This is a genomic window from Fuscovulum ytuae, from assembly GCF_029953595.1.
GTDB lineage: Bacteria > Pseudomonadota > Alphaproteobacteria > Rhodobacterales > Rhodobacteraceae > Paragemmobacter > Paragemmobacter ytuae.
In genome coordinates this window covers 1,264,847-1,276,302 of sequence record NZ_CP124535.1, presented here as the reverse complement: position 1 = coordinate 1,276,302, position 11,456 = coordinate 1,264,847, and the positions used below count along the sequence as shown (strand labels likewise).

The 11,456-nt window shown below is 65.4% G+C and carries 9 protein-coding genes; 7 read left to right on the top strand and 2 right to left on the bottom strand.

Going from position 1 to position 11,456, the window contains the following annotated elements; translation table 11 throughout:
* The first annotated feature begins 88 nt into the window (after positions 1-88).
* The 7 genes from xsc to QF092_RS06110 all read left to right on the top strand — a co-directional run bounded on the left by xsc (position 89) and on the right by QF092_RS06110 (position 8,986).
* A complete protein-coding gene (gene xsc / locus QF092_RS06140) occupies positions 89-1,864 on the top strand; it encodes a sulfoacetaldehyde acetyltransferase (RefSeq protein ID WP_281468597.1) in 1,776 nt (591 codons plus the stop codon).
* A complete protein-coding gene (locus QF092_RS06135; RefSeq protein WP_281468595.1) occupies positions 1,864-2,604 on the top strand; it encodes a sulfite exporter TauE/SafE family protein in 741 nt (246 codons plus the stop codon). The genes xsc and QF092_RS06135 overlap by 1 nt, the downstream gene beginning before the upstream one ends.
* Positions 2,601-3,758: an acetate/propionate family kinase gene (locus tag QF092_RS06130; protein ID WP_337250654.1), complete on the top strand. Its 1,158-nt coding sequence runs from the start codon at positions 2,601-2,603 to the stop codon at positions 3,756-3,758. Before QF092_RS06135 ends, QF092_RS06130 begins: the two co-directional genes overlap by 4 nt.
* Positions 3,758-6,529: a molybdopterin oxidoreductase family protein gene (locus QF092_RS06125; protein WP_281468594.1), complete on the top strand. Its 2,772-nt coding sequence runs from the start codon at positions 3,758-3,760 to the stop codon at positions 6,527-6,529. The genes QF092_RS06130 and QF092_RS06125 overlap by 1 nt, the downstream gene beginning before the upstream one ends.
* Before the next feature lie 130 nt (positions 6,530-6,659).
* Positions 6,660-7,397, top strand: coding sequence for a 4Fe-4S dicluster domain-containing protein (locus QF092_RS06120; RefSeq protein ID WP_281468592.1), 738 nt, complete (start codon positions 6,660-6,662; stop codon positions 7,395-7,397).
* Positions 7,398-8,264, top strand: a complete 867-nt coding sequence (locus QF092_RS06115; RefSeq protein WP_281468590.1) for a dimethyl sulfoxide reductase anchor subunit family protein — start codon at positions 7,398-7,400, stop codon at positions 8,262-8,264.
* Positions 8,265-8,317: 53 nt separating this feature from the next.
* Positions 8,318-8,986 carry a hypothetical protein gene (locus QF092_RS06110; RefSeq protein ID WP_281468588.1) on the top strand — a complete coding sequence of 223 codons (669 nt, stop codon included), beginning with the start codon at positions 8,318-8,320 and terminating at the stop codon, positions 8,984-8,986.
* On the opposite strand, the gene QF092_RS06105 is transcribed toward QF092_RS06110, so the two are convergent.
* Both QF092_RS06105 and QF092_RS06100 read right to left on the bottom strand, forming a co-directional pair.
* Positions 8,983-10,233: a vWA domain-containing protein gene (locus tag QF092_RS06105; protein WP_281468586.1), complete on the bottom strand. Its 1,251-nt coding sequence runs from the start codon at positions 10,231-10,233 to the stop codon at positions 8,983-8,985. The two genes, QF092_RS06110 and QF092_RS06105, sit on opposite strands and share 4 nt — an antisense overlap.
* A 24-nt stretch (positions 10,234-10,257) precedes the next feature.
* Positions 10,258-11,376 (bottom strand): AAA family ATPase, encoded by a 1,119-nt coding sequence (locus QF092_RS06100; protein WP_281468584.1) that lies wholly within the window; start codon positions 11,374-11,376, stop codon positions 10,258-10,260.
* Positions 11,377-11,456: the final 80 nt, after the last annotated feature.

The following is an 11,456-nucleotide window of genomic DNA, read 5'->3' as shown; positions in this document are numbered from 1 at the left end:
TCTGGCCCTAAGGCCACGGGGTGGCGGAGGGGTAGAAGGGGGCAAAGCGGCCTTGTGGGGCCGATAAGGATTGCCAAGGAGACGGCACATGCGGATGACGACGGAAGAGGCTTTCGTGAAGGTGTTGCAGATGCATGGCATCGACAATGCCTTTGGCATCATCGGATCGGCCTTCATGCCGATTTCCGATCTGTTCCCGCAGGCGGGCATCACCTTCTGGGACTGCGCGCATGAGGGATCGGGCGGGATGATGGCGGATGGCTTTACGCGCGCCTCTGGCCGGATGTGCATGATGATCGCGCAGAATGGCCCCGGCATCACCAATTTCGTGACCGCCGTGAAAACCGCCTATTGGAACCATACGCCGCTTCTTTTGGTGACGCCGCAGGCGGCGAACCGGACCATCGGGCAGGGCGGGTTTCAGGAAGTGGAGCAGATGGCGCTGTTCAAGGACATGGTCTGCTATCAGGAGGAGGTGCGCGACCCGAACCGCGTGGCCGAGGTTCTGAACCGCGTGATCCTGAACGCCAAGCGCCATTCGGCCCCTGCGCAGATCAACATGCCGCGGGATTATTTCACGCAAGTCATCGATATCGACCTGCCCGCGGTGGTGGAATTCGAACGGCCCGCAGGCGGAGAGGCCGCGATGGCCGAGGCGGCGGCGCTGCTGTCCTCTGCCAAGTTCCCGGTCATCCTGAACGGGGCGGGCGTGGTGATCGGCGGGGCGATCCCGGCCTCTATGGCGCTGGCCGAGCGGTTGTCGGCCCCGGTCTGCGTTGGGTATCAGCATAATGACGCCTTCCCGGGCAGCCATCCGCTGTTTGCGGGGCCTTTGGGATATAACGGGTCCAAGGCAGGGATGGAGCTGATCAAACAGGCCGATGTGGTGTTGGCGCTGGGCACGCGGCTTAATCCGTTTTCGACGCTGCCGGGCTATGGCCTCGACTACTGGCCGAAGGATGCGAAGATCATTCAGGTGGACATCAACCCGGCGCGGATCGGGCTGACGAAGCGGGTCACGGTGGGCATCGTTGGCGATGCCAAGAAGGTGGCCGAGGGGATTATGGCGAAGCTGGCTTCCAATGCCGGGGAAGCGGGGCGGCAGGCCCGGCTTGACCTGATTGCCACGACGAAGAGCCGTTGGGCGCAGCAATTGGCGTCGATGGATCATGAGGATGACGATCCGGGCACCACTTGGAACGAACGCGCGCGGGCGGCCAAGCCCGATTGGATGAGCCCGCGCATGGCGTGGCGCGCCATCCAGAGCGCGTTGCCGAAAGAGGCGATTATCTCGTCCGACATCGGGAACAATTGTGCCATCGGGAATGCCTATCCGACCTTTGAAGCGGGGCGGAAATATCTGGCACCGGGGCTGTTTGGTCCTTGCGGATACGGTCTGCCGTCGATCGTGGGCGCGAAGATTGCCTGCCCGGATGTGCCTGTGGTGGGGTTCGCGGGCGATGGGGCCTTTGGGATTGCTGTGACCGAACTGACCGCCATCGGGCGGCCGGAATGGCCTGCCATCACCATGGTGGTGTTCCGCAATTACCAATGGGGCGCGGAGAAGCGGAATTCGACCCTGTGGTATGACGACAATTTCGTGGGGACGGAATTGGATACACAGGTGAGTTACGCCGGGATTGCCAAGGCCTGCGGGTTGCAGGGCGTGCAGGCGCGGACGATGGAGGAATTGCGGGACGCTTTGGCCAAGGCGGTTGAGGATCAGATGGTCCATGGCAAGACCACGCTGGTCGAGGCGCTGATCAATCAGGAACTGGGCGAGCCGTTCCGGCGGGATGCGATGAAGAAGCCTGTCGCGGTGGCCGGGATCAGCAAGGCGGATATGCGCGCGCAGGTCGTTTGATGCCCTTTGATCTGTCCCTTGTCGGGACGGTCTGGATGGCGGTGGCCGTGCTGGGCGCCGCCTTCATCCGGGGCTATTCGGGCTTTGGCTATTCGGCCATGGTGATTGCGGCGTCATCCCTTGTGATGAACCCGCTGAACATGGTGGCGGTGGTGGTGATCCTTGAGACCGCGATGAGCCTGCAGGCCGCGCGGGGCATATCGGGCGATGTGGATTGGCGGCGGGTGGGCCTGCTTTTGGCCGGCGCGGCGGTGGGGCTGCCGCTGGGTCTGTGGCTGTTGACGGGGATTTCCGAAGATGCGGCGCGGGCGGTGATTTCGGCCTATGTGCTGTGCATGTGCGGGGTTCTGTTGGCCGGGTGGCGGCTGGCGGGCGAGGCGCGGGGTCTTTCCAATCTGGGGATGGGGGTGATCTCGGGTCTGGCGAATGCGCCGGGGATGGGAGGGCTTCCGATCGCGGCCTATTTCGCGGCGCAACCGATGCGGGCGGCGGTGTTCCGGGCGACGTTGATTGCGTATTTCCCGCTGCTCGACCTCTATTCCGCGCCGCTTTACTGGTATGCGGGGCTGGTGAGTTGGGACACGCTCTGGGCATCGCTGATCGCGCTGCCTTTGACATTCTTGGGGAACTGGCTGGGGGGGCGGCATTTCCTGAACACCGATCCGCAGGATTTCCGGCGGTTTGCTATCCTTCTGCTGGCGGGGCTGGCGGGGATGGGTCTGGTGAAGGCGCTGCTGTGAGCTTGGTTCTGGTCGTCAATGCGGGGTCGTCCAGCCTGAAGGTCGCGGTCTTTGACGCGGGCTTGCGCGAGGTGTTGGCGGGCCGGGTGACCGAGATCGGCGGGCCGGCCGCGCGGGTAGAGGTGGGGCCTCTGGTCGGGCCGCGCCCGGTGGCGGATCATGCGACGGCGCTGGCCTTGGTCTTTGAGGGGATGGAAGAGGCGGGCATTCCTGTCGCCGCGCTGACGGCGGCGGCGCACCGGGTGGTGCATGGGGGGGCGGCGCTGGTGGCACCTGCCCGGGTGACGGAGGGCCTGCTGACGCAGGTGGAGGCCTGTGTGCCGCTGGCGCCTTTGCACAATCCGGCGAACCTGACGGCGATCCGCGCGCTGGCGCGGCTGGCCCCCGATCTGCCGCAATATGCGAGTTTTGACACGGCTTTCCATGCCGGGATGCCCGAGGTGGCGGCGCGCTATGCCCTGCCTGCCGAGGCCGAGGCGCTGGGCCTGCGGCGCTATGGGTTTCACGGGATCAGTTACGCCTCACTTGTTCGAAAAGTGCAAGAAATGGCTGGGAATGGTGTTCCCAAACGGCTTCTTGCGTTCCATTTGGGCAATGGGGCATCGGCTTGCGCAATCCTTGGTGGGCGGTCGGTGGCCAGCACGATGGGCTATTCGCCCTTGGATGGGCTGACCATGGGGACGCGGGCCGGGGGGATTGACGGGAATGCCGTTCTGAGACTGGCTGAGGTGCATGGGATTGCGGGGGCAGGGCGCATCCTGAACCGGGAGAGCGGGCTTTTGGGCCTTGGTGGCGCGTCGGATATGCGCGCGCTGCACCGGGCGGGGACGGCGGAGGCGCGGTTCGCGCTGGCGCATTTCTGCTATTGGGCGGTGCGCCATGCAGGCAGCCTGATCGCGGCGATGGGGGGCCTTGATGCGGTGGCCTTCACGGGCGGGATTGGCGAGAATGATGCGGAGGTGCGGGCGGAAATCCTTCGGGGTTTGCGTTTTGCTGGCGTAGAGTTCGACGAAAGCGCGAATGCGCAGGGCGCGACGGTGCTGCATTCAGAGGGCGCGGGGGTTGCCGTCTGGATCGTCGCGGCGGAAGAGGAACGGCAGATTGCCATGGAGGCCATGCAGGTGCAGGCCGCCGAGCAGACGGGAGAGGCGTGATGGGGCAGCCGAAGGTGGAGACATCGCCGAAAGTGTCGGACGAGGTGAAGAAGACCACCTGCTACATGTGCGCCTGCCGCTGCGGGATCAACGTGCATCTGACATCGGGCAAGGTCACCTATATCGAAGGGAACCGCGACCATCCGGTGAACAAGGGCGTGCTTTGCGCCAAGGGGGCGAGCGGCATCATGCAGGTGACGGCGCCGTCACGACTGCGCGCACCGCTGCGGCGGGTGGGGCCGCGTGGATCCGGGGCGTTTGAGGAGATTTCCTGGGAAGAGGCGCTGGAGACGGCGGTGTCATGGCTAAAGCCGTTGCGGGAGGAAGCGCCGGAGACGCTTGCCTTCTTTACCGGGCGGGATCAGAGCCAGTCTTTCACGGGCTGGTGGGCGCAACAGTTTGGCACGCCGAATTATGCCGCGCATGGGGGTTTTTGTTCCGTCAACATGGCGGCGGCGGGGATTTACACGATCGGCGGGGCCTTCTGGGAATTCGGGCAGCCGGATTGGGCGCATACGAAGCTGTTCGTCCTGTTCGGGGTGGCCGAGGATCATGACAGCAACCCGATCAAGATCGGGATCGGCAAGCTGAAGGCGCGGGGGGCCAAGGTCATTGGGGTGAACCCGGTGCGGACGGGCTATAACGCCGTTGCCGATGAATGGGTGGGGATCACGCCGGGGACGGATGGGCTTTTGATCCTGTCGCTGATCCATTGCCTGTTGGAGGCGGGGAAGATCGATCTGGATTATCTGGCCCGCTGGACCAATGCGCCGCTTTTGGTGAATGGCACGGACGGGGCAGAGAAGGGGCTGATCCTGAAGAATGCCGAAAGCCAGCCCTTTGTCATCGACAAGCGGACGGGTGCGCCCGCACCTTGGGACGGGGCGGGGGTGCAGCCCGATCTGGGCGCGGTGTGGCAAGGGCATCGGACGGTGTTCCAGCATATGGCGGAACGCTATCTGTCCGACGACTATGCGCCGGAGGCGGTGGCGGAGCGTTGCGGTGTGCCTGCGCCGCGGATACGGGCCTTGGCGGCCGAACTGGCGCGGGTGGCGTTCGACGAGGCGTTCGAACTGCCTGTGGCATGGACGGATTTCCGGGGGGATCGGCATGAGAGCATGACCGGGCGGCCTGTCAGTTTCCATGCGATGCGGGGGATTTCGGCCCATTCCAACGGGTTCCAGACGGCGCGGGCGCTGCATCTGTTGCAGATCCTGCTCGGGACGGTGGAGGTTCCGGGCGGCTATCGGCTGAAGCCGCCATATCCCAAGCCGGTTGAGGCGCATCCGACGCCGCATTTCGTGGCGGCACCGGGGAAGCCTTTGTCAGGACCGCATCTGGGCTATGTCCGCGGGCCTGAGAATTTGGCGCTGAAGGAGGATGGCAGCCCTTGGCGGATCGACAAGGGGTTCACATGGGAGAACCCGTTCAGCGCGCATGGGTTGATGCATATGGTCATCCCCAATGCCCATGCGGGCGATCCCTACAAGGTGGATACGCTGTTTCTCTATATGGCGAATATGTCGTGGAATTCGTCGATGAATTCCGCCCGCGTCATGGAGATGCTGACCGACAAGCGCGAGGATGGGGCGTATGTCATCCCGCGCATCATCTATTCCGATGCCTATGCCTCCGAGATGGTGGCCTATGCCGACCTGATCCTGCCGGACACGACCTATCTGGAGCGGCATGATTGCATTTCGCTGCTGGACCGTCCGATTTCCGAGCCGGATGCGGCGGGGGATGCGATCCGCTGGCCGGTGGTGGAGGCGGATCGGGATGTGCGGGGGTTCCAGTCGGTGCTTCTGGACCTTGGGGCGCGGTTGGGCCTGCCGGGGATGGTGAAAGAGGACGGGACGCCGAAGTTCAAGGATTACGCCGATTATATCGTGAACCATATCCGGCGGCCCGGAGTGGGGCCCTTGATCGGCTTTCGGGGGGCTGAGGGTGATAAGGAAGGACGGGGCGATGCAAACCCCGACCAATTGGCGCGCTATATCGAAAATGGCGGCTTCTATCAGGCGCATGTGCCGGAAGGCGCTGCCTTTATGAAGCCGTGGAATGCCGCCTATCAGGATTGGGCTGTGGCGACGTCCTTTTATGAATCGCCACAGCCCTATCTGTTTTCGATCTGGTCGGAGCCGATGCGGAAGTTCCAGCTTGCCGCCGAAGGACATGGTTTCCTGCAACCGCCTGACCATTTGCGGGACAGGTTGAAGGTCGCGATGGACCCGTTGCCCGTCTGGTATCCGCCCTTCGGGGAGGCGGCGGCGGAGGGGTTCCCGGTCCATGCGATCACCCAGCGGCCGATGGCGATGTATCATTCATGGGGCAGCCAGAACGCTTGGCTGCGGCAGATCCATGGGAAGAATTACCTCTATCTGCCGACGAAGATCTGGGAGGCGGAGGGGTTTGCGGAAGGCGACTATGCGCGGGTGACATCCCCCACGGGCGAGATTGTGGTGCCCGTGGCGCATATGGCGGCGTTGAACCCCGACACAGTCTGGACGTGGAATGCGATCGGCAAGCGGCGGGGGGCTTGGGCGCTGGACGAAGGGGCGCCGGAGGCCAATCAGGGGTTCTTGTTGAACCATCTGATTTCCGAGCTTTTGCCGGGGGAGGGGCGGCTGTCGAATTCCGACCCGGTGACGGGGCAGGCGGCGTGGTTCGACCTGCGGGTGAGGATTGCGAAGGTGGGGCCGCGCGAGCGGGCGGAGCCTTCGTTCGAGGTGCTGCCGCAGGTGGTGCCGAAGGGGAGGGCGCGGGGATGAGGGAGGCGAAAACTGACGCAGTTTTCGCGTCGAATTCTGACGCAGAATTCGGGAAGCGGAGCAAGGCTCCGCTTTCGGAATGTGCGTCACATTCCGCGCCGTTTTCTGTGCCAGAAAACGGGGGCCTGCGATGACCGGATTGCCGGAGCGGACAGAAAAGAAGCTGGGTCTGGTGATCGACCTTGATACCTGCGTGGGCTGTCATGCCTGTGTCACCGCCTGCAAGGGGTGGAACGATCAGGGCTATGGCGTGCCCTTGTCGGACCAGAACCCTTACGGGGCCGATCCGTCGGGGACCTTCTTAAACCGAGTTCATAGCTTTTCAGTGCAACCTGATGAAATGCCTGCGCAAATCATCAACTTCCCCCGGTCCTGCCTGCATTGTGAGGATGCGCCCTGCGTCACCGTCTGCCCGACGGGGGCGAGTTACAAGCGGGCCGAGGATGGCATCGTTCTGGTGAATGAGGATGCCTGTATCGGCTGTGGCCTTTGCGCCTGGGCCTGCCCCTATGGTGCGCGGGAATTGGATATGGATGCGGGGGTGATGAAGAAATGCACCCTGTGCGTCGACCGCATCTATAACGAGGCTTTGCCGGAAGAAGACCGCGAGCCTGCCTGCGTGCGCACCTGCCCCACGGGGGCGCGGCATTTCGGGGATTTCGCGGACCCCACGAGCAAAGTCAGCCGTCTGACGGCCGAGCGGGAGGGGTTTGCGCTGATGCCAGAGATGGGGACGCGCCCCGTGAACCGCTATCTGCCGCCAAGGAAGAAGGATCGGCCGCAGGAGGCGTCATTGCTGGCCCCCCTGCTGGACATCAAGGCAACGGGGCTGGCCGGGTGGCTGGACCGGGTTTTGGGGAAATTGTGAATGCATCCGGCACCGTCTGTCATCATCTTTACCGTGCTGTCGGGGCTGGGCTTTGGGTTCCTTGCGCTGCTTGGGATCTTTGGGGCGCAGGGGATGGCGGCCTTTTTCCTTTGGGGCCTGGGCTATGGCCTGGCCGTGGCGGGGCTGGTGTCTTCGACCTTTCACCTTGGTAATCCGCAGCGGGCGCTTTTGGCCTTTACCCAATGGCGGACGAGTTGGCTGTCGCGCGAGGCTTGGGCCTCGGTCGTGACGCTGCTTTTGTTCGCGCCGCAGGCTTTGTCGGATTGGCTGGGCCTTGGCTGGGGGCGGGGCTTTGGCATGGCGGGGGCGGCGATGGCGGTTGTGACCGTCTATTGCACGTCGATGATCTATGCCCAGATCCGGGCCGTGCCGCGCTGGCATCATTGGACGGTGCCCTTGGTCTTTGTGGCCTATGCGCTGTCGGGGGCCATGGTGATGGGGGCGATGCGGCCCTTTGCGGCTTGGGCGCTGGTTCTGTTGGGGATCACGCTGGCGCTGCATTGGCATTTCGGCAAGGCGGCCTTTGCCAAGGCGGGGGCCACGATGGAAAGCGCGACGGGACTGGGCCGGATCGGGGCGGTTTCGGTCTTTGAGCAACCCCATACAGGGGGGAATTATCTGCTGCGGGAGATGATTTTCGTGGTGGGGCGAAAGCATGCGGATCGGGTGCGGATCATTGCCATGGTCTGTTCGGTGATGCTGCCTGCGCTGGCCTTGATGCTGATCCCCGGTATGGCATCGGTGATCGTGGCGGTGGCCTTTCATCTCTTGGGCGCGCTGGCGCAGCGCTGGCTGTTCTTTGCCGAAGCCGAGCATGTGGTGGGGCTTTACTACGGGGCGCGCTAGGGGTGGCGTGATGGGTGCGGGGCGCTAGGTTCCGGTGCCGGAGGCCCCTTGCTGTGTTCATCCTGACGCCTGACACGATCTGGAATCCCGGCGCATTGGAGATGCGGCAGGTGCCGCGGCGTGTCTTTGGCCGGGTGATGATCTTTCCGCGCCGGGGGGCGGGGGTGGGTCTGTGGCTGCGGCTGATCTTTGAGATCGAGGTGTTGCGCTATCTGGTGGCGCTGTTGCCGTTTCTGCTGGGGGCGGTGCTGTTCCCGCGCTATGCGCTGGCGATTTCGCAGGCGCCTTTGCCTATGCTGATCGTGATTTATCTGTTCGAGGCCAAGGTGTTGCGGCTGTCGAAGCCTGCGGCGAAGGCTTTGGCGTCGGAGGCGGAGGTGGAGCGCGGGCTTGACCTGTTGCGTGTGCGGGCGGTGGCGGTTCTGTCGAAGATCGCGGCAGGGCGGGGGATGGCCGAGGGGCGGCTGCATCTGGTGGTGGAGCAGTCCGAGATGTGGCGGATGCCCCCCCTGACGCTTGTCTCTGTTCAAAGCGAGGCGGGGCCGGAGGTGATGCGTCTCTCTGTGGACGAGCGGGCGCTGTTGGCGGGGCTGTTCGATGATGGCTTTTCGGAGCGTGATTTGTTGCGGGTGAACCTTGCGGCGGGGGCCTGTCTGCGGGACGTGGCCTTTGATGTGCGGGGCGTGTCAGCCCATGCGCGGTTGGCAGCCCTGATCGGTTAGCGCGAGAGGTCGAGCGTTGCGCCCCAAGGCGCGTGCGGCGCGTGGCGGGCGTCGGGGATGGCCCAGATCACGGGGAAGCGGGGTTTTGGGGGAAGCGGGGCCTCCATATCCGTCAGGACGATGAGGATGGAGGGGGTCAGGGCGGCCGCTGCTGCGAAGGCGGGGGCGAAGGCGGTGCCACCGCCGCGCGGGGCTTGCAGGGTTCTCAGGTGGGTGGTGGCGGTGGCGGGGTCGAGGCGGATCGCCGGGGCGGGGCTGTCGTCGAAGGGGATGAGGTGGATCTCGGCCCGCGTGCGGCGGGCAATGGCGGTGCATTCGGCCATGAGGAGTGTCAGGGCGTCATCCGTGATGCTGCTGGAGGTGTCGAGCGCGATGACCACGCGGGGGGCGGGGGATTGGCGGGCGGTTCCGGGTTGGAAGGCGGGTTCGGGTGTCTGGTCCTGTTGTGCCTGCGCCATGGCGGCGATGAAGGCGCGGGCGGGGCGGCGGTGCGTGGACTGGGGCGCGTCCAGCGTGGCGCGGCTGAGGAGGCGGCGGAGGATCACCTCCCACGGGGTCTGCGGTTGGGGGATGTCGGCTAGGCGAAGGTTGGCGGCACCGATGCCGCGCCCGGCGCTGCGGCCTGCCTCCAGTGCGCGGGAGAGGTGGCGGTGCCAATCGGCATCGGTCTTTGGGTCGGGGGTGTCGGCGGGGCCGGTGTCGGGGGTCAGGTCGGGGCGGAAGCCTTGGGCTGTGGCGTAGGAGAGGGCGCGGGATTGCGCGTCGCCGGTGCCGCCGGGGGTGGTGTCGCGCAAGGAATGATAAAGGCGGTCCACGTCCCAATCGGCAAGTGCCTGCCGGGGCGCGACGGTGGTGCCGAGGGCGTTGGCCAGAAGGCCCGTGAGGGTGAGGGCGGGGCGGGGCAGGGCGTAATCGGCGGCGAGAAGGGTTTCGTTCACGATGGCATCGGCGGCGATCTGCCAGAGGCGGGCGTCGAAACGGTCGCCCATGCGGAGGGCGAGGTTGGCGAGGCGGGGGGAATGGCGCAGCGCCACATGCAGGATGTGATGGGCGGCAAGGCCCATCTGTTCGTGGCGCGGCAGGGTGTCGAATTCAGGGCCGTAATGGATGGTCTGGCCCGTGGTTTCGGCGGGCGGGCCATGGTCGCGGTCGCGGTGATCGCACCAGAGCGCGAGGGCGGCCATCGCGGGGTCATGTTCGTTCAAGGCGCGCAGTGCGGTGGTGGCGCGGGCGGAGTGGCGGGTCATTCTGGCCCCCTCATTCTGGCCCCCTCATTCCAGCCCTTGGGCCTGCCGTTCGGCGCGGTATTCGGCATAAGCGGGCGAGGTGCGGAAGGCCTCGGTCAGGTTATGGGTCAGGGCTTTCTGGATCAGGAGTTCGAAGCCATGGGTGCAGAGTTCCGCGAGGGGGAGGCGGGCGAATGGGGCGTCGGGGCGCAGGCGGGGCAGGTGGCGGAGGTCGGCCATCACCTCGATCACCTTTGGCAGGGTGGCGTCGTCGGCGGTGCCGATCAGGGCATAGGTCAGGGCGGTGAGGCCGGTCATCGTTTGGGGGTAGAGATCGGGGCGTTTCCCCTTGGGGGCATCCAGCAGGTCGGCCACTTGGACGGTGGCGGCGATTTCCTCGACCACCAGCAGGAATTCGGCGGCGGCGGCGTCGCCGATGGTGCCCGCGATCATGGGCGCGCGCAGGCGCGGGTCGCGGATGGCGTGGAGGATATCGGAGACGCGGACCCATGACCGGGGGGTGCAGGCGATGGTGAGGCCACGGCGGAGCGCGTCTTCGGAGTTTTCCAGAAGGTCGGGGCGGGTGCGGATGAAGGTGATGACGGCGGGGTGCAGCCCGCGCGGCACGGCATAGCGGGTGAGCCAATCCGTCGCCTCGGCCTTTATATGCAGGTGGATGAGGCGGTCAGCCAGCGCCGTGCCCATCTCATAGGCCACCGCGCCGTCATCGGTGCCGTTTCCTGCGGCGACGAGGAAGCAGGAGGCGGGCAGTTGGTGGCGACCGACGCGGCGTTCTTGCAAGAGGCCGTAGACCGTGGGTTGCAGCGTTGGTGCGGCGGCGGTGAGTTCGTCGAGAAACAGGATTGCCGGGCGGGCGGGGTCATCCGGCAGGTCTTCGGGGCGATACCAGACGGTGCGGCGGGTGGCGTGGTCGTAGAAGGGCAGGCCGCGCAGGTCTTGCGGTTCGATGGTCGTCAGGCGCAGGTCGAAAAGCTGTGCGCCGGTTTCCTGCGCCAGTTGCGCGACGATGTCGGATTTGCCGATGCCGGGGCGGCCATGCAGCATCCATGCGGCGGTGAGGTGGCCCGACGCTTGCGCGGCGTGGGCGGCGCGGAGGAGGGAGAGCGCCTCGCCCGCCGAGACGGGGGCGGTGTTGACGGTCATGGGGCGTGGTCCTTTCGCGCGGGTCTGTGCGGGGGAAGGCTAGTGGTTGTGCGGGGCTTGGCAAGGCGGGGCGGTTGTTC